Source organism: Staphylococcus intermedius NCTC 11048 (assembly GCF_002902385.1).
GTDB classification, from domain to species: domain Bacteria; phylum Bacillota; class Bacilli; order Staphylococcales; family Staphylococcaceae; genus Staphylococcus; species Staphylococcus intermedius.
On record NZ_PPQH01000002.1, the window covers coordinates 54661 to 77103 of the forward strand.

Consider the following 22443-nt stretch of genomic DNA (forward strand, 5'->3'; position numbering starts at 1 on the left):
AACGGAGGCAATCACATGGGTAAAGTACATGTATTTGATCACCCTTTAATTCAACATAAGTTAAGCTATATTCGTGATGTCAACACGGGTACAAAAGCATTTCGTGAGTTAGTCGATGAGGTCGGTATGCTCATGGCTTATGAAGTGACACGTGATTTAGAATTAATAGATGTTGAAATTGAAACACCAGTCACAAAAGCTATCGCGAAACGTTTATCAGGTAAAAAACTTGCCTTTGTACCGATTTTACGTGCGGGGCTTGGTATGACAACAGGGATCTTAAACCTTGTACCGGCAGCAAGAATCGGTCATGTAGGTTTATATCGTGACCCTGAAACACTTGAAGCGATTGAATATTTTGTGAAACTACCACAAGATATTGAAGAACGCGAAATCATCGTAGTCGACCCAATGCTTGCAACGGGTGCATCAGCGATCGAAGCAATTAACTCATTGAAAAAACGAGGTGCGAAACATATTCGTTTTATGTGCTTAATTGCCGCTCCAGAAGGCGTTGAAAAACTTCAAGCCGCACATGAAGATGTGGATATTTTTATTGCCGCATTGGATGAAAAGTTAGATGACAATGCTTACATCATCCCTGGTCTCGGCGATGCTGGAGACCGATTATTCGGTACAAAATAATTCATATAAGGAGCGCATTGACATGAAAAGGATAATGACGATTTTTGGTACAAGGCCTGAAGCGATTAAAATGGCACCACTCGTTTTACAGCTGAAAAAAGATGAAGCATTAGAACCTATTGTCGTTGTCACTGCACAACACCGCGAAATGTTAGATTCTGTATTAGAAACGTTTGGGATTGAACCTGATTATGACTTAAATGTGATGAAGCAGGGGCAGACGTTATCAGAAGTGACATCACGCGTGTTACTTGGGTTAGAAGATGTCATCAAACAGGCACAACCAGATATGATATTGGTCCATGGAGATACAACAACGACTTTTGCAGGAAGTCTCGCTGCATTTTACAACGAGATTAGCATTGGTCATGTTGAAGCCGGGTTAAGAACTTGGAATAAATATTCTCCATTCCCAGAAGAAATGAATCGTCAAATGACCGGTATTATGGCTGATTTACATTTTGCACCGACTGAACAGGCACAAGCAAACTTATTGCAAGAAAATAAAGATCCTGAAAAGGTTGTTGTAACGGGTAATACAGCGATTGACGCGATGCATACAACAGTCAATCCACAATACCACTCAGAAATCATTCAACGTCATCAAGATCAGCGTATTATCCTACTTACTGCGCACCGTCGTGAAAATATTGGAGAACCAATGCATCATATTTTTAAAGCGGCGAGACGCATTGTTGATGAATTTGAAGATGCGGTCATCGTCTACCCAATGCATAAAAATCCTAAAGTTCGTGAAATTGCTTATGAACATTTAAGTGACCATGAACGTATCGAATTAATTGAACCACTTGAAGTTGTTGATTTTCACAACTTCGCACATCAAGCACACTTTATTTTGACGGATTCAGGTGGTGTACAAGAAGAAGCACCTTCACTCGGCAAGCCTGTGCTCGTACTTCGAGACACAACAGAGCGTCCAGAAGGTGTAGAAGCAGGTACGCTCCGACTTGTCGGCACTGATGAAGCAGATGTTTACGAAGCAACGAAAGCTTTGTTAACGGATGAAGCATTATACGAAGCGATGAGTGTCGCACAAAATCCATATGGTGATGGGCAAGCGTCGCTACGTATTTGTGAAAATATTAAACACTTTTTCGGTTTAATCGAGCAAAAACCCGCACCATTTCAAGTGAAAAAATAAAGGAACATGATCATGGGGAAGAATGTGTCGAAATTGTGACAATTCATTTTATAAAAATTGACCCTTTTAATTGTGCAATTGACACACTTTTCACCCTATATTATTATGAAAGTTGTATGTATGGAACGGCTTTCAGAATTGTGTCTTAAGGCAGAAAAGAGGCTCAATATGAATCGTTTTTATAAAATGTTTCAGCCGTTTTTAACATATTACGCTACGATTTTAGCAGGGCTATTAATCCTTTTTACATTAGACGTGCAAAAACCGATTGTACTTGGGCTCATCGTAGGGATTATTGCATCTATCGTGAATACATGCATTTTTGAATATTATTTGTGGCGATCAAAGCGTTACATAACAGAACCTGTTTCAACAGGGAATGGTTGGCGCTATCTCGTTGCAATACTAGCATGTGTCATTTGGGTGCTCTTTCAAGCGCAAATACATATACTCGGTGTGCTCATAGGATTGATGGTTTCATATGTGTTAATGGTTTTTCGTCCTTTGTTAAAGAAGGAATAAGAATTGAATTATTTTTTGAAAAGAGGTGAAATCTAGAATGGATCACAAACATCCCGTGGTGACTTGGAATTTTCTGGGAGTAGATATTAATTTCAACTTATCTACTATTATGATGTTGATAATAACAGCAGTGATAGTATTTGTAATTGCAGTCTTATGTACGCGCAACCTCCAGAAAAGACCTAAAGGCGCACAAAACTTCATCGAATGGGTCTTTGATTTTGTCCGTGGCATTATTGAAAGTAATATGGCATGGTCAAAAGGTGGACAATTTCACTTCTTAGCGGTCACATTAATTTTATTTATTTTTGTGGCGAATATGCTAGGGTTGCCATTTCAGTTCGTGAATGGTCATACACTATGGTGGAAGTCACCAACTGCAGATGCGCATGTGACTTTGACACTCGCAACGATGATGGTGCTCTTAACACATTACTATGGTGTTAAAATGAGAGGTCCTAAAGCTTATCTTAAAGGTTATACAAAACCGTATTTGGCATTACTTCCTATTAATGTCTTTGAAGAGTTTGCATCAACATTGACGTTAGGTCTACGTCTTTACGGTAACATCTATGCTGGTGAGATTTTGTTAGGATTACTTTCAAAAGTAACTTTGACAGTTGCATTTGGTTTTATTATTGGTATTCCAGGATTAATCATTTGGCAAGGCTTTTCAATTTTCGTAGGCTCAATCCAAGCCTATATCTTTATCATGTTATCAATGGTGTATATGTCACATAAAGTAGCAGACAACCATTAAAATAAAAATTAAAATTAAAAAACAATTAGGAGGATTTATATAATGAATTTAATCGCAGCAGCAATCGCAATCGGATTATCAGCATTAGGTGCAGGTATTGGTAACGGTTTAATCGTTTCTAGAACAGTTGAAGGTGTAGCACGTCAACCAGAAGCACGTACACAATTAATGTCAATTATGTTCATCGGTATCGGTTTAGTAGAGGCACTTCCTATCATCGGCGTAGTTATTACATTCATCGTATTATTCATTTAATCGAAGTTAATCAGTTAGGAAGCATGACGTTATTAAGACAATTGTTCATTTCTTATTTTACATTTGAAAAACATTTGTCAGGGGCGAAGTCTAGTTTAGCTTAGGCTTTCGCCATTCGTTTTTATTGTTTGAACAGATGAAATGGTTGAAAGGAGTGTACATCATAGTGACTGCTAATTTATTTACCCTTGCAGCAGCAGGTGGTGGAGTGAACATCGGGGATATTATCGTAACAGTAGTAACTTTCCTCATTTTACTTGCACTACTTAAAAAGTTCGCTTGGGGACCACTTAAAAAAGTCATGGACGATCGTGAGCGTTCAATTAATCAAGACATTGATGATGCAGAACGTGCAAAATTGAATGCGCAACGTTTAGAAGAAGAAAATAGACAAAAACTTAAAGAAACACAAGATGAAGTTCATAAAATTCTTGAAGATGCGAAGTTACAAGCAAGACGTCAACAAGAAGAAATCCTTCATGAAGCCAATCAACGTGCTAATGGTATGCTTGAAACGGCACAAAGTGAAATTAAGAGTGAAAAAGAACGTGCATTAGCAGAAATTAACAATCAAGTATCGGAACTCTCAGTACTGATCGCATCAAAAGTATTACGTAAAGAAATCTCTGAACAAGATCAAAAAGCTTTAATTGAGAAGTACGTTAAAGAGGTAGGGGATAAGTAATGGCTGACGTTGCTCAAAAATATGCCCAAGCACTGTATGATGTCGCATTATCAAACAATGTTTTATCCGAAGTATACGATGAATTTACAGAAATCAATACGGCTGTTCAAAGTCAAATAGATTACTTAAAAAGCATCGATTATGAACCGAAAATTACGATAGCGGATAGACGCCATATTGTAGATAATGTTTTTGCAGGGACACAACCTTATTTGATGAATACGTTGAAAATTGTTGCGGGGCACCGTAATTTACATTTTTTACCTGCTATTTTCAAAGCATTTGAAGCACAGTATTATCAATTCCACGGTCTTGCAGATGCCTATCTTGAATCAGCTTCAACTTTAAATGAAGATGAAGTATTGCAAGTGAAAAACGCATTGTTAGATCGTACAGGACTTAAAGATTTAATCATTCATTCTACTGTAAATGAAGAACTGATTGGTGGCGTACGTGTGAAGATCGGCACTAAAGTCTATGACGGTAGTATTCAAAATGATTTAAATCAACTCGTTAAGAAATTTAACAGAGCACATTAATTAGATTAAATGGAGGAGTGACATAGATGGCCATAAAAGCTGAAGAAATTAGTGCATTACTTCGCTCACAAATTGAAAACTATGAGTCAGAAATGTCTGTAACGGATGTAGGTACAGTTATTCAAATTGGTGACGGTATTGCATTAGTTCACGGATTGAACGACGTTATGGCTGGTGAGTTATTAGAATTCCATAACGGTGTACTTGGACTGGCACAAAACTTAGAAGAAACAAACGTGGGTGTCGTTATTTTAGGTCCTTATGATGAGATTAAAGAAGGCGACGAAGTGAAACGTACAGGTCGTATCATGGAAGTACCTGTAGGTGAAGAACTGATCGGTCGTGTAGTTAACTCATTAGGTCAACCTATTGATGGACAAGGCCCATTAAATACAACAAAAACACGTCCTATCGAGAAAAAAGCAACAGGTGTTATGGCGCGTAAATCTGTTGATGAACCACTTCAAACAGGGATTAAAGCAATCGATGCCCTTGTACCAATTGGTCGTGGTCAACGTGAGTTAATCATCGGTGACCGTCAAACGGGTAAAACAACAGTAGCGATTGATACGATTTTAAACCAAAAAGACCAAGATATGATTTGTATCTATGTTGCTATTGGTCAAAAAGAATCTACTGTTCGTGCGGCAGTTGAAAAATTACGTCAAGCCGGCGCATTAGATTACACAATCGTTGTTTCTGCATCAGCAGCACAACCAGCACCAATGTTATACATCGCACCATATGCGGGTGTAACTATGGGCGAAGAATTCATGTTCAATGGTAAACATGTTTTAATCGTCTATGATGATTTAACAAAACAAGCGGCAGCATACCGTGAGTTATCATTATTATTACGTCGTCCACCAGGTCGTGAAGCATATCCAGGTGATGTATTCTACCTACATAGTCGTTTATTAGAGCGTGCGGCGAAGTTAAATGATGAATTAGGTGGCGGTTCGATTACAGCCTTACCATTCGTTGAAACACAAGCAGGGGATATCTCAGCATACGTTCCAACAAACGTTATCTCAATTACTGATGGTCAAATCTTCTTACAATCAGACTTATTCTTCTCTGGTATCCGTCCAGCGATTAATGCGGGTCTATCAGTTTCACGTGTAGGGGGATCTGCACAAATCAAAGCGATGAAGAAAGTTGCCGGGACATTACGTCTTGACTTAGCATCTTATCGTGAACTTGAATCATTTGCGCAGTTCGGTTCTGATCTTGATGAAGCAACAGCAAGTAAATTAGAACGTGGTAAACGTACGGTTGAAGTGTTAAAACAAGACCAAAACAAACCACTTCCAGTTGAACACCAAGTATTGATTATTTATGCGTTAACGCGTGGTTATTTAGATGATATTCCAGTTGTCGATATTACACGATTCGAAGCTGAAATTATCGAATGGACAAAATCTAACGCGAACGAAATCTTTACTGAAATTCGCGAAACAGGTGGCCTACCTGCAGACGAAAAATTTGAATCAGCAATCAATGAATTCAAAAAAGGGTTTAAAGCTTCAGAAGAATAATTGAACAGATGATTAAAATAGATAAGGTGGTGAGATAGTGGCTTCATTAAAAGAAATTGATTCACGTATCAAATCGACGAAAAAGACGAAGCAGATTACGAATGCGATGAACATGGTTTCAAGTTCTAAATTGCGTAAAGCCGAGAAGAATGTGATGACATTTCGTCCTTATATGGAAAAAATGAAAGACGCAATTACAGCAATCGCGGGATCAAATAGAGTTTCAACACACCCGATGTTGAACGAACGTCCAGTGAAACGTGTAGGTTATATGGTCATTACGAGCGATCGTGGACTGGCGGGTGCATATAGTGCGAACGTGTTGAAGAAAATGCTTCGTGACATCGAACAACGTCATAACAGTCCTGAAGAGTACCGTATTATCGTACTTGGACAAATCGGTGCGACATTTTTACAAAACCGTGGCTATCAACTTGAAAATACGTTGACTGACATTCCAGATCAACCTGCATTCAAAACCATTCAGGCAATCGGCAAACGTGCGATCGATTTATACGTAGATGAACAAATTGATGAATTACACATCTACTATAGCCATTACGTAAGTGTAATCGAGAATAAGCCTAGCAGTAAAAAATTATTACCATTATCTCCAGAGGACTCTAGCTTAGGTCACGGTGCAATGGCCACTTATGAATTTGAGCCAGATAAAGATGCCATTCTTAAAATATTATTACCTCAATATATTGAGAGTTTAATTTATGGCACGATTCTTGATGCAAAAGCAAGTGAACATGCGTCACGTATGAATGCAATGAAGAATGCCTCAGATAATGCAACAGAAATGATTGACGATTTATCATTACAATATAACCGAGCGCGACAAGCAGCCATTACACAACAAATTACTGAAATTGTTGGTGGTTCAGCAGCGTTAGAATAATTTTGATTATAAGGAGGAAGAAACATGGGATTAGGCCGTGTAACTCAGGTCATGGGGCCAGTAATTGACGTGCGTTTTGAACATAACGAGATTCCAAACATTAACAACGCACTGCTTATTGATGTGTCAAGAGACGGTGAGACTGAGAGCTTAACATTAGAAGTTGCCCTTCACTTAGGCGATGATGTTGTACGTACAATTGCAATGGACTCTACTGACGGTGTTCAACGTGGTGCAGAAGTAAGAGATACAGGAGCAGCAATCAGTGTCCCTGTCGGTGATGCTACATTAGGTCGCGTATTTAATGTATTAGGTGATCACATTGACTTAGAAGCGCCAATTGATGCTTCAGTACGTCGTGACCCAATTCATCGTGAAGCACCTCAATTTGATGAACTCTCTACAGAAGTAGAAATTTTAGAAACAGGTATTAAAGTTGTTGACTTATTAGCACCTTACATTAAAGGTGGTAAAATCGGTTTATTCGGTGGTGCCGGTGTAGGTAAAACCGTATTAATCCAAGAGCTAATCAATAATATCGCACAAGAGCACGGTGGTATTTCAGTATTTGCCGGTGTAGGTGAACGTACACGTGAAGGTAACGACTTGTACTACGAAATGAAAGACAGTGGTGTTATTGCGAAAACGGCGATGGTATTCGGTCAAATGAACGAGCCACCAGGTGCGCGTATGCGTGTTGCACTTTCAGGTTTAACAATGGCTGAATATTTCCGTGATGAACAAGGTCAAGACGTGTTATTGTTCATTGACAACATCTTCCGTTTCACACAAGCAGGTTCTGAGGTGTCGGCATTATTAGGTCGTATGCCATCAGCAGTAGGTTACCAACCAACACTTGCAACAGAAATGGGTCAATTACAAGAGCGTATTACTTCAACAAACAAAGGTTCTGTTACGTCAATCCAAGCTGTATTCGTACCTGCCGATGACTATACTGACCCGGCACCAGCAACAGCTTTCGCTCACTTAGATGCGACAACAAACTTAGAGCGTAAATTAAGTGAAATGGGTATTTACCCAGCGGTGGATCCATTGGCTTCAACATCACGTGCTTTAGAACCAACCATTGTTGGACAAGAGCATTATGATGTTGCGCGTCAAGTTCAATCGACGTTACAAAAATACCGTGAATTGCAAGATATTATCGCAATTTTAGGTATGGATGAATTATCTGAAGACGATAAGAAAACTGTTGAACGCGCGCGTCGTATTCAATTCTTCTTATCACAAAACTTCCACGTCGCTGAACAATTTACTGGTCAAAAAGGTTCATACGTACCAGTTAAGCAAACAGTTCAAGACTTTAAAGCTATTTTAGATGGTAAATATGACCACATTCCAGAAGATGCATTCCGTTTAGTCGGTGGCATTGATAATGTCCTTGCTAAAGCTAAAGACATGGGTGTAGAAGTTTAATACAAATTAGGAGGCTTGGATAATGAACACATTAACCTTAGATATCGTCACTCCTAATGGTTCTGTTTATAAAGAAGACAATGTCGAAATTGTTGTCTTGCAAACGACAGCAGGCGAGATGGGTGTGATGTACGGTCACATTCCGACGGTTACACCATTGCGTATTGGTCATGTCAAAGTGACTAAAGATGGCAAATCGGATTATATAGCTGTAACAGAAGGGTTTGCTGAAATTCGTCGCGAAAAGGTGAATATTCTAGCTCAAGCTGCAGAGTCAGCCGATGATATTGACTTAGAACGTGCGAAATCAGCAAAACAACGCGCAACATTCTACCTTGAAGGCGATCGTAATGATACGGATTTAAGACGTGCTGAACGTGCATTAAAGCGTGCAGAAAACCGTATCGAAGTTGCAAAATATAAATAATTATATGTACATCAAAAAGCTCGGTATGTCCCTTGTGGCAGACCGAGCTTTTATTGTATTGAAGCGTACTTGATAGCAATTGGCCATTTGGAGCTGGGACGTTAAGCTTTCCCAGCCCTATCCTTTCTTTATAGACATATCTCGATGAATGACCATAAAACAGCTAAAAATAAGGATGAATGGGACATAATCATAGAGTGTCCCATCCCCATATGAGGCATTAGATGTCACGTCTTCATTTGAGGTCATGAAAAGGTGGCGCAGCATTGACAAAAATTCTATACAAAAACTATGAAAGACAGTAAAATGTAAATTGCTTGTCATTTAGCACTATAATGTGAAAAATTGTGTTTGTTTAAGTGGCTTATAGTATGATTTGGACTTTAAATCATGTAGAATTAGTAAAGAGATTATATGTGAAGGAGCAATATCAATTCATGGATTATTTAGGACAATTTGCGATAGCACATATTATAATGCATGTTTTATGCATTTGTGTCGCCTATTGGGGGCTGAATGCCGTTCGTTTAGATCAATTTTTTAAAAAAGGATATCCATTACAAGTACAAGTCGTTATGATATTTTTGGCAATAGTGATCGGCACAAGTGTGAGTAATTTTATCATTGATTTATTACAATTTTCAACTCAAATTAAATACTTATTTTAATCGCTAAGATGTTTAAAGTGAATGGAATAAGTCAATACATTATGGGTAGATAGATTCATTTTCAGAGCAAAAATAGAATAGAGCTGTAAGCATAGTGGAGGATTAATAAGATGGATAGAATTATTGTTAAAGGTGGAAATACACTTAAGGGTGAAGTCGGAGTAGAAGGAGCGAAAAATGCAGTTTTGCCGATTCTCACAGCATCATTATTGGCAAGTGATGGCAAAAGTGAACTTGTTAACGTTCCGGCTTTAAGTGATGTGGAAACTATTAATAATGTATTGCGCGTGTTAAATGCAAAGATTAAATATAATGAAAAACAACAATCAGTAACAGTCGATGCATCGAAAGATTTAAGTGAAGAAGCGCCATATGAATATGTGAGCAAGATGAGAGCAAGCATTCTTGTTATGGGGCCGTTATTGGCGCGTTTAGGACGAGCGAAAGTAGCGTTACCAGGAGGCTGTGCGATTGGTTCACGTCCAATTGAACAACATTTGAAAGGATTAGAAGCACTTGGTGCAGAAATTCATCAAGAAGCGGGTTACATTTATGCAGAGGCACCTCAAGGGCTTGTCGGTAATGAAATTCATTTCGATTTCCCAAGTGTGGGTGCAACACAAAATATTATGATGGCAGCTGCCTTAGCAAAAGGTCGTACTGTCATTGAAAACGTAGCAAGAGAGCCAGAAATTGTTGATTTAGCGAATTATATCAATGAAATGGGTGGCGATGTGAAAGGTGCCGGCACTGATACAGTGATTATTAACGGCGTCGAAAAGTTAAAAGGTGTTCAACATGCCATTATTCCTGATCGTATTGAAGCAGGAACGTTAATGATTGCTGCAGCTATTACACGCGGTGATGTGCTTGTCAAAGGTGCGATTAAAGAGCATATGACAAGTCTTGTTTATAAATTAGAAGAAATGGGTGTCGAATTGGATTATACCGAAGACGGCATCCGAGTTACAGCACCGGAAAAATTACAGCCTGTCGATATTAAAACATTGCCACACCCTGGATTCCCAACAGATATGCAGTCACAAATGATGGCGTTACTCCTTACAGCTGAAGGACATAAAGTGGTGACTGAAACAGTTTTCGAAAACCGTTTTATGCATGTCGCGGAATTCAAACGTATGAACGCACAAATTTCAGTTGAAGGTCGAAGTGCTAAAATTGAAGGGAAAAGTGCGTTACAAGGTGCGCAAGTGAAAGCAACTGATTTACGTGCAGCCGCAGCATTAATTTTAGCTGGGCTCGTGGCTGACGGTGAAACAACTGTCACAGAATTAAAACACCTTGACCGTGGTTATGTTGATTTTCATGGTAAACTCAAATCTTTAGGTGCAGATATTGAAAGAATTAATGACTAAATGGAAATATTGGCTACAAACATTAATGGATTCTATCAGTTTTAAATTAACTTTATTTGTTTTTATAGCAATTATGATGTTTGTAGTCGGATTAATGACAGGCTTTATTATTAATCATGATAATGTGTTGAATACATTTAACTTCAGATTTTGGCAACAAATCATCGAAACAATTGGAGGACATCACTAATGGAAACAATCTTTAATTATAATGAAATTAAAAATATCATCCCGCATAGACAACCTTTTTTATTGATTGATAAAGTGGTTGAATATGAACCAGGTCAACGTTGTGTAGGCATTAAACAAGTTTCAGGTAACGAACCATTTTTCCAAGGTCATTTCCCTGATTATGCTGTTATGCCAGGTGTGTTAATCACTGAAGCATTGGCACAAACAGGTGCAGTTGCGATGTTAAATAGTGAAGAAAACAAAGGGAAACTTGCATTATTTGCGGGTATCGATAAATGTCGATTCAAAAAACAAGTGGTGCCTGGTGATACATTAGTGTTAGAAGTTGAAATTACAAAAATTAAAGGACCGATTGGCAAAGGTACTGCAAAAGCTACCGTTGATGGTCAAATTGCATGTAGTTGTGAATTGACTTTTGCATTACAAGATCCAAACGCATAACACAAAATAATAATAATAAAACCACCTCATCTGATGACGAGGTGGTTTTATTATTATTTTATAGTATCCCATCTGTGAGAATCATCGTGCATGCTTCAGATTTTACTGTCGCTCATCTTTAAGGCGCGGTTTCGATTTCATCATGCGATTGAACGTCGTAATGAGTTCTTGACCTTGCAAACCTTCGTTGACAAGTTGTTCAAGCAAGTTTTCTGCATAAACTTGTCGCAATGTATAAATATGACATTCAAATACGACCGAAATTCGACCATTTAAAGGTGTAATATGCTTGATCGTTGCATCAAACAATGCAGGATCATTTGAAGGTCGCGTAATGACAACACGGATATCTAAAAGTGTTTCTGCCTCCATGTACGCTTGCATCTGTTCTTGGTGTATATCTGAAATCACAATTTCTAACACCCAACCTGTACCGCTATTTTCTTTATTAATAATGACACCGTCTAGAAGTTCATATTCAGCCACGCTACTATTCTCAGAAACGATTTGAAAACGAACAGCTTTAAACGTCTTCATTGGAGCCACCTCCATATCATTTAAAAACTTTACGAAATTTCTATGGTACTTTTCATTATAACGCAATTTTTAAAATAATTCTCTATTAGGCTTAAATACTTCACGATGGATACTATCATTTTATATGAATTTGCATTTTGTCATTTTTCAAGGAAAGGTTTATATTACGGGTACAGGAGGTGAACAACATTAACCATTTTCAAGCAGCAGGTACCATCAACCGCCCGCCCAGTTTTTACGAAAAGGAAGAGAGTTACTTTGTTACCTTTACCGTTGCTGTCACGCGAGAGTATTTAAGTAAAAACCAAAAGCCCATCACTGATTACTTAAATTGTAAAGCATTCGGTAACATTGCTCTTCAAATTCATGAAACGATCCATGAGGGGACAACTGTAGCCATAAGCGGGCAAATCCAAACGAGACGTTATGTTCACAATGATGAAAAACGTTATGCTACAGAATTACTCGTTTCACAAATCTCTCCAATTGATACAGTAACGATAGTGTCAAACACAAATGAGTTCAACGATGTATAGCAAAGCAACAAACAAAGATTTTCAATATCTAATCATCCCACCAACTTTTATCAACCCTTCTCAAAGTATATACTCCAATTAAAATAATTCGATTTATCTCACAAGATGACTTTATCTTCAACATATTTATTTGAGCTCTAATGATATTTGGTATACAGCCGACTATCCAAATTGTTTATCTATCTACCTTAAAATGAGGTGTTTTGGCTATTCAATACGTGAATTGTATTGAGTGGCCAAGCACCTCTTTTTGAATGAACAGTCCGGAAGAAATGGTAAATAATTAAATTGAGCAATTTGTTTTATTTAACTATACATATATTTCACAATTTGTTTAGTGATTATACATAATTGAACTTGTGTTGTATTTCTGATACATTAAAAGTAACTCAAAAAGAAGGACTACTAGGGGTGCCAATTGATGGCTGAGATGAATGGATATTCAGACCCTCTGAACCTGATTTGGATGAAACCAACGTAGGGAAGTAGCACGTGATCACACATGCTTCAAGTGTGTAAACAAGGCTACTTTTAAGGTAGTCTTTTTTCATACGTAAAGGAGAATGAAGATGCGTTTTTCAGAACAAATTAAACAAGAAGCTCAACCGATTATTGAACAAATTTTTCATGATGGTTTTATACAAGGCATGCTTAAAGGAGATATTGCAACAGAATCTGTCAAACATTATTTACGTGCCGATTCGCGCTATTTGAATGAATTCGCTAAAATATATGCTTTGCTTATACCTAAAGTGAATACGAAAGATGAAATTCAATTTTTAACAGAGCAAATTCAGTTTGCGAGTTCTGGTGAAGTAGAAGCACATCATATTTTAGCGGATTACGTCGGTGAAGGTTATCAAAGTATTATTGAACATGGTGATTGGTATCCGTCTGCTGACCATTATATTAAACATATGTATTATCATGCATATGCTTTTGACAATGTAGCTTATACAATTGCTGCGATGGCGCCGTGTCCGTATGTTTATCAACAAATTGGGAAAATGGCGATTGAAAATCATCAGTTTGAAGTAGACCATCCATTAAAAGCATGGTTCGAATTTTACAATAAAGAAATGGACACATTGATGTCGTACATTGATCGATGGTTAGATAGTTATGCAGAAGCAAGTTCCGAAAAAGTTCAACAACAATTGAAACAAATTTTTCTACAAAGTACAATTCATGAAAGAAAATTTTTCAATATGGCTTATCAACTTGAAAATTGGGAATATGGAGGAGAGCAATGATGGAAAAACCAAAAATTGCACTAACGATTGCAGGGACAGATCCGAGTGGTGGAGCAGGAGCGATGGCAGATTTGAAAGCTTTTCATTCTTGCGGCGTGTATGGTATGGCCGCAGTGACAAGTATCGTAGCTCAAAATTCAATGGGTGTGCAACATATTCATAACTTAGAAGCAAGTTGGTTAGAAGAACAGTTAGCCAGTGTTTTTAATGATGAAATGCCACATGCGTTAAAGACAGGTATGATTCCGACCCCAGAAATGATGGAAGTCATTGCATCGCATTTGAAAAAAATAAATATCCCATATGTGATTGACCCAGTCATGGTCGCTAAAAGTGGCGATTCTTTAATGGACCAACAAGTGCGCAACCGCCTCAAAGAAACGCTACTGCCTTTTGCAGATGTAGCGACACCTAATGTCCCAGAAGCTGAAGAAATCGCTGGTGTCTCAATTGATTCGGTTGAAAAAATTCATCAAGTCGGTCGCTATTTTATTAAGGATATAGGTTCAAAAGGTGTCATAATTAAAGGGGGACATCTAGAAGGAGATGCCATCGATCATTTATTCACACAAGACGGTCATTATGAATTTAAAAGCGAGCGCTATCCAACAAAACATACACACGGCACGGGTTGTACATTTTCAGCCGTCATAACAGCAGAATTAGCTAAAGGAAAATCAGTTTATGATGCTGTAGCTAAAGCCAAAAAATACATTTCATTAGCGATTCAATATACACCAGAAATTGGTAAAGGGCGTGGTCCTGTGAATCACTTTGCATATGAAAAATTAAATGGGTGGGATTAACATGAATTATTTAGCAGAAGTGAGAAAACAACAGCCGCTTGTCGTTTGTTATACGAATGATGTCGTTAAAAACTTCACAGCGAATGGTTTGTTAAGCATGGGTGCAAGTCCAGCGATGAGTGAGGCGCCAGAAGAAGCTGAAGATTTTTTTAAAGTCACTCAAGGATTATTAATCAATATAGGGACGTTAACATCAAGAAATAGTGAAGACATGTTGGCAATTGCGAAAACTGCGAATCGAATGGGTGTACCTATCGTATTTGATCCTGTAGCAGTGGGCGCTTCACAATTCCGTAAAGATTTTTGCCAACGCTTTTTAGAAGAAATTGATGTGACTGTCATTAAAGGTAACGCATCTGAAATCATGACATTAGTTGATATGGCTACGACGATGAAGGGAACGGATAGTGCTTCAGACATTGATGTTGTCAGCATTGCACGCCAAGCTTATGAAAAGTATCAAACCGCTATTGTCGTATCTGGTAAAGAAGACGTCATTGTACAAGATGGCAATGTAGTCGTCTTATCAAACGGCTCCCCATTGCTAACAAAAATCACAGGGGCAGGCTGTTTATTAGGTGCTGTAGTTGCCAGCTTTCTATTAGGTGAAACGCGACCTGCTATCGATCAGCTCATTGAAGCTGTTTCGTATTATAACATTTCTGCAGAACAGGCTGAATTACATGAAGGTGCAGATTTGCCAGGAACATTTTTAGTTGCTTTTATTGATGCATTAAATCAAACATTAGCTGAATCCTATTTATTGGAGATTAAAAAGAGAGAAGTGAGTGAGCATGACATTTAATCGCAAACAATTATGCGTGTATTTTATTGCAGGAACACAAGATGTCAAACAAGGGCGTTTAGATGACATTTTAAAAGAAGCGTTAGAAGCGGGCATTACAATGTTTCAATTTCGTGAAAAAGGGGCGTCATCTTTAAAAGGTGATGAGAAAAAAGCGATGGCGATTCGTTTAAGAGATTTGTGCCGTCAATATCACGCGCCCTTTATAGTGAATGATGATATTGACTTAGCTATTGAAATCGATGCGGATGGAATTCATGTAGGACAAGATGATGCGAAAGTAGAATCATTTCAGCATTTGTTAGAAGATAAAATTATCGGACTAAGTGTCGGAAGTTTTGCAGAATATGATCAATCTGATCTCACTCATGTCGATTACATTGGTGTCGGACCAGTGTATGAAACAAGTTCTAAGCTTGATGCAAGTAAGCCAGGCGGTATCCGGTTAATTCGCCGTATGCGAGAGTATGATGACACCATTCCGATTGTTGCTATTGGTGGCATCACGGAAGAAAATGTTGCACCGATTATTAAAAATGGCGCTGATGGTATTGCGACGATTTCTTCTATTACACATAGCAAAGATATCGAAAAATCTGTGAAACGTTACTTGCAATATTTTAAATAAAGTTCATTTTATACCGATATATATTTCCACCATGTCTATTTCTATGATAAAATATCATTTATGTGAATATATCATTAGAGGTGGAAAAATGAAGAACAAAGCGTTAATGACAATGCTTGCAGGTGTAGTTTTACTTCTAGCGGGGTGTGACTATAGTAAACCAAGTAATAGAGACGGATTCTTTTTCAATACGTTTGTTCAACCAATGGATAACACGATTCACTGGTTGGGGGATCATTTAAATAATAATTATGGTTTAGCTATTATTATCATCGTATTGGTTGTACGTATCGTCTTATTACCTTTCATGTTATCGAACTATAAAAACATGCACATGATGCGCGAAAAAATGAAAATTGCGAAACCTGAAATTACAGAAGCGCAAGAAAAAGTAAAACGTGCACGTACTCAAGAAGACAAAATGGCAGCAAACCAAGAAATGATGCAAGTATACAAAAAATACAACATGAATCCAATGGCTAGTATGTTAGGGTGTTTACCACTCATACTTCAAATGCCAATCATCATGGGATTATTCTTCGTCTTAAAATATCCGTCAGGTGGCGGTATTACGAAGTATTCAGACTTCATGTGGTTCCAATTAGATAAACCAGATATTTGGATTACAATTATTGCGGGTGTCCTTTATTTCATCCAAGCATACGTTTCAAGTTTAAATATGCCACAAGAACAACGTCAAATGGGTTACATGATGATGATTATCTCACCAATTATGATTGTGTGGATTTCATTTAGTTCTGCAGCGGCATTAGGTTTATATTGGTCAGTATCAGCTGCTTTCCTTGTGATTCAAACTTATATTGCAAATGTAATATATGGTAAAAAAGCAAGAGAAGAAGTTGCACCATTAATTAAAAAGTTTGAAGCAGAAAAAAAAGGCAATAAAACAGGTAAAAACACACAAGTTGTAAGTAAAAAGAACAAAAAGAAATAATCGTAGCACATAGCATAAAAAGGCTAGGAACGCTTTGTTCCTAGCCTTTTTGCTGTGCATGATCATTTGTATCTGTGTCCCATTCGTCAAAAAATTGTTGTAAAAAGCTTTCCATGAAGGCGTGCCGTTGCTGTGCCATCTTTGCTGCGACAGGTGTATTCATTAAATCTTTTAATTGAAGTAACTTTTCAAAGAAGTGTTTAATTGCGGATGGTGGCAATACATCCAGGTCTGTCATTTTTTGCATTTCAGTTAAATGATGTGCGCCGGTCCACATAGGTTCATGAAAGTGACCGGCAAATTGGAATGTACGTGCAATGCCAATAGCACCGATTGCATCAAGTCTGTCAGCATCTTGTACTATTTGTGCTTCGATTGTTTTGAGCGTGCCAACTGTTTTAGATTTTCGAAAGCTCATATGGTCGATAATATAAAAAATGGCTTCTTGGTCATCGGATGACACCCCTTGTTCGTCTAAAAACTTCGATAGTATTTGACGGGCACTTTCGGCATCAACTAATTTGTCATCAACAGTGTCATGGAGGAGTGATGCCATTTCGATTTGGTCTTGGTTCGCTGACGGATAGTGTTGGGCGATTTTAAGTGCGAGCTTTCTCACACGCAATACATGTGCGATGTCATGTCCGCTGCTATCATGTTGATGAGCTGTTTTCATATATTGTTCTGCTGCTTGAATCACATGTGGTTTCATATTATTATGTCATTCCTTAATTTTATAAAATAGGGGAGAGCAGTTGACTCACGGATTCTTTAAATTTAATCCATAAGCTCCGTTGTGCATAACGCTCTTTTGTCAATTCACTACAAACTTTTAAATCTTCTTCAAAACTTTCGCGTACTTCTCTTGCTAATTTTTCATTATAAACAAATGCATTCACTTCAAAATTTAAAGTAAAGCTACGGTTATCCATATTTGTTGTGCCTATACTCGTGATTTCATCATCAATGGTTAATGTTTTCGCGTGTAAAAAGCCATTATCATAAAGGTAAACACGGGCACCAGCTTCGATTAAACTCGCTACATTTCTATATGTGGCCCAGTAAACGAATGGATGATCAGGTTTCGATGGAATCATAATATTGACGTTAACACCGCCTAAAGCAGCAATTTTGAGTGCGTCCATAAAAGCTTCATCAGGGACGAAATAAGGGGTTTGAATATAAATGTCATTTTTTGCCATCGATATCATTTTTAAATAACCATATTTGACTTGTTCCCAAAATTCGTCTGGACCACTAGACGCAATCTGTACACCGATATTGCCAGTATGCGTATGTTGAGGTTTTGGGAAATATTGACTACTATACGTAATATTGTCACGGTGCGATTGAGAGTTCCAATCTAAAATGAAACGCAACTGAAGTGCACTGACAGCATTTCCTTGAATACGCAAATGTGTATCGCGCCAGTACCCGAATTTTTTAGATAAGCCGAGATATTCATTTCCCACATTAAAACCGCCCACATAACCGATTTGTCCATCAATGACTACAATTTTTCGGTGATTTCGATTGTTCATACGTAAATTGATGAGCGGGAGTTTAGAAGGGAAAAATGATTCTACATGACCGCCTTTTTCTTTAAAACGTTTAAAATCACGTAATGTTAATGAACGAGACCCCATATCGTCGTATAACATTTTGACTTCCACACCTTGTTCAAGCTTTTCTTCTAACAATTTCAATATACTTTTACCAAGGGCATCGTGACGGAAAATATAATATTGAATATGTATGTATCTCTCGGCATGACGAATGTCTTCTTTTAAACGAGCGAACTTTTCGTTACCATCTGTTAATAGTTCAATTTCGTTGTTATTCGTATAAAAGGCAGCGTTGTTATACAGTAACATTTGTATCATACGACTGTAATTTTGAATATGTGGATTGTCCGTTTCAAACTCGCCATTTTTAATTGCAGTGAGCTGTTCATTCACAATAGAATCTAAACCGATACGATCTTGCTTTTCAAGTTTGAAAATGGACTTTCGTTGGATTTGTCGTCCAAATAATAAATAGAGTACAAATCCTATCAGTGGAAATAATCCTAAAACAAAAATCCACGCCCAAATGGAGCTTGCACTTCTTCGTTCCATAAAAATAATGGTAAAAATGAAGATTAAATTTAACAAAAATGCACCAATTAATAAGTAATTGAGCAGTACATTTTGATTGTAAAATATCGCATAAAAAAACTCTGGCATCACTTTTATCTCCTTTTTCGTGAAGTGCTTTTATTGTATCATGTTCTTTAAAATAGAGAAATTTTACGCATTGACATATACCTATACAGGGTATATCATGAAAGTATCAAAATGAATCTGGGGGATGTGACATGACTGAACAAGCACATCATTCTGAAGAAATTAAACGTAACTTGAAGTCGCGTTTGAATCGTATTGAAGGTCAAGTAAAAGCAATTAACCGTATGATAGATGAGGATGTCTATTGTGATGACGTGTTGACGCAAATTAGAGCAACACGTTCAGCGTTAAATAGTGTGGCATCACGTTTATTAGATCATCATATGAAAGGTTGTATTATGCATAAGATTGAAGCGGGCCACCAAGAGGAAGCGATGGAAGAGTTATTAGTCACTTTTCAAAAACTCATGAAAGATTAATGGGGGACATTTATGGAAACGGGTTATGTTAAAGTCACACAACTGACAACTGAAGTACAGCAACAACAGCTATCTGAACGCTTGCTTCGTTTAATCGGTGTAGTGTCTGTAGATATTGATATGACAACACAAACTTTGGCACTCACTTATGATACACCGGCAAATTTGAATACGATAGAAAAAGAAATTTATGATGCAGGGTTTCCTGTTATCCAATCATATAAAGGAGTGTAAAAAAATGGCAAAACATAGCATTAAAGTAGAAGGTATGACTTGTGCACATTGCAAAGCAGCAGTAGAAGGTGCAGTTAAAGAAAATGAATATGTCACACACGTAGAAGCATTTCCAGCTGACAACAAAGTAGAAGTTGAAGTGACAGATGACAGTGCATTAACTGATGTGAAACAACGCATTTACGATCAAGGGTACGACGTCGTATCATAATTTAACATGAATCAGGGCTTAATTTTTCATTGCAGAGATGAGAAGTAAGCCCTCATTTCATATCAATAATATACCCACTATAGGTATAGGAGATGACATAATGACTCAAGAAGAAACTTTCAAAATTGCAGGAATGACATGTGCTGCCTGTTCAGCGCGTATTGAACGTGTACTCCAACGTGAAGCGGGTATCGATCAAATTAATGTCAATTTAGTCATGGAAAATGGGACAGTGAAGTATGACCCAAGCCAAATTACCATTGAAGAGATCTATGAACGTATCGCTAAAATTGGATACGAAGCTTTTCCAATGGAGACGAAAGATGAAACAGAAAAAAGAAAAAGCGATGAATTGAAGCACCAAAAAGCGAAATTCGTTATTTCATTCATTTTGGCGTTACCACTGCTCTATACGATGTTCGGTCATTTTTCATTTTTAAGTTTTATTCCCGTTCCTAATTTTTTAATGAACGGCTGGTTTCAATTGATTTTAGCAACACCGATTCAATTTGTACTCGGTTGGCAATTTTATGTTGGCGCATATAAATCTTTGAAAAGTAAAAGCGCGAATATGGATGTTCTCGTTGCGATGGGGACATCAGCAGCATATTTTTACAGTATTTATTTAATGTTGACGCATATGGGCCATGGCGGTCATGTGCCACTTTATTTTGAAACGAGTGCCGTGTTAATTACACTTATTTTGTTAGGGAAATATTTTGAAATGCGTGCAAAAGGCCATGCGAGTGACGCAATTAGTAAACTTGCTGCGTTACAAGTGAAAGATGCAGAAGTGGAACGAGATGGCAAGACTGAAATGATTGCGATTGATGATGTTCGTGTGGGTGATATTGTATGGGTGAGAAGTGGTCAACAAATTCCATTAGATGGGCAAGTCATTGAAGGTTCGACATCAGTAAATGAAGCGATGTTGACAGGGGAAAGTATGCCGGTTGAAAAGAAAATAGGAGACACCGTCATTGGTAGTACGATGAACCAAACGAATTTTATTAAGCTGAAAGTGACACATGTCGGTGAAGATTTAGTGTTAAATCAAATTATTAAAGTTGTTGAAGAAGCGCAAAATGATAAACCACAAATTCAACGGTTAGCTGACAAAATTTCAAATATTTTTGTCCCAACCGTTGTAGTACTTGCATTACTTTCATTTATCGTATGGTTTTTCATTGTGACACCATTTCAATTTACTGAAGCGTTCGAAATCTTTATCGCGGTCATTGTGATTGCTTGTCCTTGTGCATTAGGGCTTGCGACACCGACTTCGATTATGGTTGGGTCAGGTCGTGCAGCAGAATCAGGTATTTTATTTAAAACCGCAGAAGCACTTGAACAAGCTCAACATGTGGATACGATTGTCTTCGATAAAACAGGTACGATTACGAATGGAGAGCCTAAAGTCGTGCAGGTGTACCATGAAACTGAAGAAGCGAATATTGGGCGTTATATTAAAAGTTTGGAAATTCAATCTGAACACCCACTATCTAAAGCTTTAGTTCATTATTATCCTGATGAAGCAGTCTTACCTGTCACAGAATACAGAACGCATACAGGAAGCGGTATTTCAGGTGTGATAGATGAAAAACGTATTCGTATTGGATCGATGCGTTTCGTTACAAACAATGACGTCACAGAGGCTCAACGTGATCGCATTCATACGATGTCAGAACAAGGTGCAACAGTCGTTGGTATGACCATTAATGATACACTTGTCGCAATGATTGGTGTGAGAGATGAGCCAAAAGCAGAAGCGAAAACAGTGATTCAAACGTTAAACAAGGATTATGACTTAGTTATGCTGAGTGGAGATAGCGAACAAACGGCACAAGCAATCGGTCGAGAACTAGGTTTTACACGCGTCATTGCTGAAGTGAAACCGGATGAAAAGTCTAAAGTCATTACAGAATTACAAGATGAAGGTCAACGTGTCATGATGGTCGGCGATGGCATTAATGATGCACCGGCATTGATGAAAAGTGATATCGGTGTCGCAATGGGTTCAGGTTCTGATATTGCCCTCGAATCAGCAGATATTGCGCTAGTCCGCAACCATTTAAGTGGTATTGCTGAAGCACTTAACTTAAGTCGCTTAACGATTAAAAACATAAAACAAAACTTATTTTTCGCCTTTTGCTATAACTTGATTGGTATCCCTATCGCTGCAGCGGGCTTTTTGGCGCCTTGGGTTGCAGGTACAGCGATGGCATTTAGTTCGGTTTCAGTTGTATTAAATGCATTACGTTTAAAAAATGTGAAAAAATAATT

The 22443-nt window shown here is 37.8% G+C and carries 28 protein-coding genes and 1 riboswitch; of the genes, 25 read left to right on the forward strand and 3 right to left on the reverse strand.

Annotation, left to right across the window (positions count from 1 at the left end; all coding sequences use genetic code 11):
• Positions 1-15 precede the first annotated feature (15 nt).
• The 15 genes from upp to fabZ all read left to right on the forward strand — a co-directional run bounded on the left by upp (position 16) and on the right by fabZ (position 11551).
• Positions 16-645: a uracil phosphoribosyltransferase gene (upp, locus tag CD138_RS00620; RefSeq protein WP_019169293.1), complete on the forward strand. Its 630-nt coding sequence runs from the start codon at positions 16-18 to the stop codon at positions 643-645.
• Positions 646-667: 22 nt separating this feature from the next.
• Positions 668-1807 carry a non-hydrolyzing UDP-N-acetylglucosamine 2-epimerase gene (wecB, locus tag CD138_RS00625; protein WP_019169294.1) on the forward strand — a complete coding sequence of 380 codons (1140 nt, stop codon included), beginning with the start codon at positions 668-670 and terminating at the stop codon, positions 1805-1807.
• A 168-nt stretch (positions 1808-1975) separates the two neighbouring features.
• Entirely contained in the window at positions 1976-2329 is a 354-nt protein-coding gene (locus CD138_RS00630; RefSeq protein ID WP_019169295.1) for an ATP synthase subunit I, read from the forward strand.
• A gap of 37 nt (positions 2330-2366) precedes the next feature.
• A complete protein-coding gene (atpB, locus tag CD138_RS00635; protein ID WP_019169296.1) occupies positions 2367-3089 on the forward strand; it encodes a F0F1 ATP synthase subunit A in 723 nt (240 codons plus the stop codon).
• A 42-nt stretch (positions 3090-3131) separates the two neighbouring features.
• Positions 3132-3344: a F0F1 ATP synthase subunit C gene (gene atpE / locus CD138_RS00640; RefSeq protein WP_014613343.1), complete on the forward strand. Its 213-nt coding sequence runs from the start codon at positions 3132-3134 to the stop codon at positions 3342-3344.
• A 160-nt stretch (positions 3345-3504) separates the two neighbouring features.
• Entirely contained in the window at positions 3505-4029 is a 525-nt protein-coding gene (locus CD138_RS00645; protein ID WP_096560154.1) for a F0F1 ATP synthase subunit B, read from the forward strand.
• The gene (locus CD138_RS00650) at positions 4029-4568 is read left to right on the forward strand and encodes a F0F1 ATP synthase subunit delta (RefSeq protein ID WP_019169298.1); all 540 of its coding nucleotides are present in this window, start codon (positions 4029-4031) and stop codon (positions 4566-4568) included. The genes CD138_RS00645 and CD138_RS00650 overlap by 1 nt, the downstream gene beginning before the upstream one ends.
• Positions 4569-4594: 26 nt before the next feature.
• On the forward strand, positions 4595-6106 hold the full coding sequence (atpA, locus tag CD138_RS00655; RefSeq protein ID WP_019169299.1) for a F0F1 ATP synthase subunit alpha: 1512 nt from the start codon (positions 4595-4597) through the stop codon (positions 6104-6106).
• Between the two features lie 37 nt (positions 6107-6143).
• Positions 6144-7010 (forward strand): ATP synthase F1 subunit gamma, encoded by an 867-nt coding sequence (atpG, locus tag CD138_RS00660; RefSeq protein WP_019169300.1) that lies wholly within the window; start codon positions 6144-6146, stop codon positions 7008-7010.
• Between the two features lie 24 nt (positions 7011-7034).
• Complete coding sequence (gene atpD, locus CD138_RS00665) at positions 7035-8447, forward strand: F0F1 ATP synthase subunit beta (protein WP_019169301.1); 1413 nt, start codon at positions 7035-7037, stop codon at positions 8445-8447.
• A 22-nt stretch (positions 8448-8469) separates the two neighbouring features.
• Positions 8470-8874, forward strand: a complete 405-nt coding sequence (locus CD138_RS00670; RefSeq protein ID WP_019169302.1) for a F0F1 ATP synthase subunit epsilon — start codon at positions 8470-8472, stop codon at positions 8872-8874.
• A gap of 437 nt (positions 8875-9311) precedes the next feature.
• Positions 9312-9542, forward strand: coding sequence for a DUF1146 family protein (locus CD138_RS00675; RefSeq protein WP_026066912.1), 231 nt, complete (start codon positions 9312-9314; stop codon positions 9540-9542).
• Between the two features lie 110 nt (positions 9543-9652).
• Entirely contained in the window at positions 9653-10918 is a 1266-nt protein-coding gene (murA, locus tag CD138_RS00680; protein ID WP_019169304.1) for a UDP-N-acetylglucosamine 1-carboxyvinyltransferase, read from the forward strand.
• The gene (locus tag CD138_RS00685) at positions 10911-11108 is read left to right on the forward strand and encodes a DNA-directed RNA polymerase subunit beta (protein WP_238310449.1); all 198 of its coding nucleotides are present in this window, start codon (positions 10911-10913) and stop codon (positions 11106-11108) included. Before murA ends, CD138_RS00685 begins: the two co-directional genes overlap by 8 nt.
• Positions 11108-11551, forward strand: a complete 444-nt coding sequence (fabZ, locus tag CD138_RS00690) for a 3-hydroxyacyl-ACP dehydratase FabZ (protein WP_014613353.1) — start codon at positions 11108-11110, stop codon at positions 11549-11551. The genes CD138_RS00685 and fabZ overlap by 1 nt, the downstream gene beginning before the upstream one ends.
• 102 nt (positions 11552-11653) lie before the next feature.
• Here fabZ and CD138_RS00695 read toward each other — a convergent pair whose 3' ends face one another.
• Positions 11654-12088 carry a YwpF-like family protein gene (locus CD138_RS00695; RefSeq protein ID WP_019169306.1) on the reverse strand — a complete coding sequence of 145 codons (435 nt, stop codon included), beginning with the start codon at positions 12086-12088 and terminating at the stop codon, positions 11654-11656.
• A 179-nt stretch (positions 12089-12267) separates the two neighbouring features.
• On the opposite strand from CD138_RS00695, the gene CD138_RS00700 reads away from it, so the two are divergent.
• The 6 genes from CD138_RS00700 to yidC all read left to right on the forward strand — a co-directional run bounded on the left by CD138_RS00700 (position 12268) and on the right by yidC (position 17071).
• Entirely contained in the window at positions 12268-12624 is a 357-nt protein-coding gene (locus CD138_RS00700; protein ID WP_019169307.1) for a single-stranded DNA-binding protein, read from the forward strand.
• A gap of 397 nt (positions 12625-13021) precedes the next feature.
• Positions 13022-13125: riboswitch (TPP riboswitch) on the forward strand.
• 68 nt (positions 13126-13193) lie between these two features.
• The gene (gene tenA / locus CD138_RS00705) at positions 13194-13877 is read left to right on the forward strand and encodes a thiaminase II (protein ID WP_019169308.1); all 684 of its coding nucleotides are present in this window, start codon (positions 13194-13196) and stop codon (positions 13875-13877) included.
• The gene (gene thiD, locus CD138_RS00710) at positions 13877-14683 is read left to right on the forward strand and encodes a bifunctional hydroxymethylpyrimidine kinase/phosphomethylpyrimidine kinase (RefSeq protein ID WP_019169309.1); all 807 of its coding nucleotides are present in this window, start codon (positions 13877-13879) and stop codon (positions 14681-14683) included. The genes tenA and thiD overlap by 1 nt, the downstream gene beginning before the upstream one ends.
• A gap of 1 nt (position 14684) precedes the next feature.
• Positions 14685-15488 (forward strand): hydroxyethylthiazole kinase, encoded by an 804-nt coding sequence (gene thiM, locus CD138_RS00715; RefSeq protein WP_019169310.1) that lies wholly within the window; start codon positions 14685-14687, stop codon positions 15486-15488.
• Positions 15478-16116, forward strand: a complete 639-nt coding sequence (thiE, locus tag CD138_RS00720) for a thiamine phosphate synthase (RefSeq protein WP_019169311.1) — start codon at positions 15478-15480, stop codon at positions 16114-16116. Before thiM ends, thiE begins: the two co-directional genes overlap by 11 nt.
• 88 nt (positions 16117-16204) lie before the next feature.
• Complete coding sequence (yidC, locus tag CD138_RS00725) at positions 16205-17071, forward strand: membrane protein insertase YidC (protein WP_019169312.1); 867 nt, start codon at positions 16205-16207, stop codon at positions 17069-17071.
• A gap of 40 nt (positions 17072-17111) precedes the next feature.
• Here yidC and CD138_RS00730 read toward each other — a convergent pair whose 3' ends face one another.
• Entirely contained in the window at positions 17112-17783 is a 672-nt protein-coding gene (locus CD138_RS00730) for an HD domain-containing protein (RefSeq protein WP_019169313.1), read from the reverse strand.
• Between the two features lie 22 nt (positions 17784-17805).
• Positions 17806-19296 carry a cardiolipin synthase gene (gene cls / locus CD138_RS00735; protein WP_019169314.1) on the reverse strand — a complete coding sequence of 497 codons (1491 nt, stop codon included), beginning with the start codon at positions 19294-19296 and terminating at the stop codon, positions 17806-17808.
• A gap of 131 nt (positions 19297-19427) precedes the next feature.
• On the opposite strand from cls, the gene csoR reads away from it, so the two are divergent.
• The 4 genes from csoR (at position 19428) to CD138_RS00755 (ending at position 22441) form a co-directional block, all read left to right on the forward strand.
• Positions 19428-19715: a copper-sensing transcriptional repressor CsoR gene (csoR, locus tag CD138_RS00740; protein ID WP_019169315.1), complete on the forward strand. Its 288-nt coding sequence runs from the start codon at positions 19428-19430 to the stop codon at positions 19713-19715.
• Between the two features lie 12 nt (positions 19716-19727).
• A complete protein-coding gene (gene csoZ / locus CD138_RS00745) occupies positions 19728-19949 on the forward strand; it encodes a putative copper chaperone CsoZ (protein ID WP_019169316.1) in 222 nt (73 codons plus the stop codon).
• A 4-nt stretch (positions 19950-19953) separates the two neighbouring features.
• On the forward strand, positions 19954-20160 hold the full coding sequence (locus tag CD138_RS00750; RefSeq protein WP_019169317.1) for a cation transporter: 207 nt from the start codon (positions 19954-19956) through the stop codon (positions 20158-20160).
• A 100-nt stretch (positions 20161-20260) separates the two neighbouring features.
• A complete protein-coding gene (locus tag CD138_RS00755) occupies positions 20261-22441 on the forward strand; it encodes a heavy metal translocating P-type ATPase (RefSeq protein ID WP_019169318.1) in 2181 nt (726 codons plus the stop codon).
• The last annotated feature ends 2 nt before the right edge of the window (positions 22442-22443 follow it).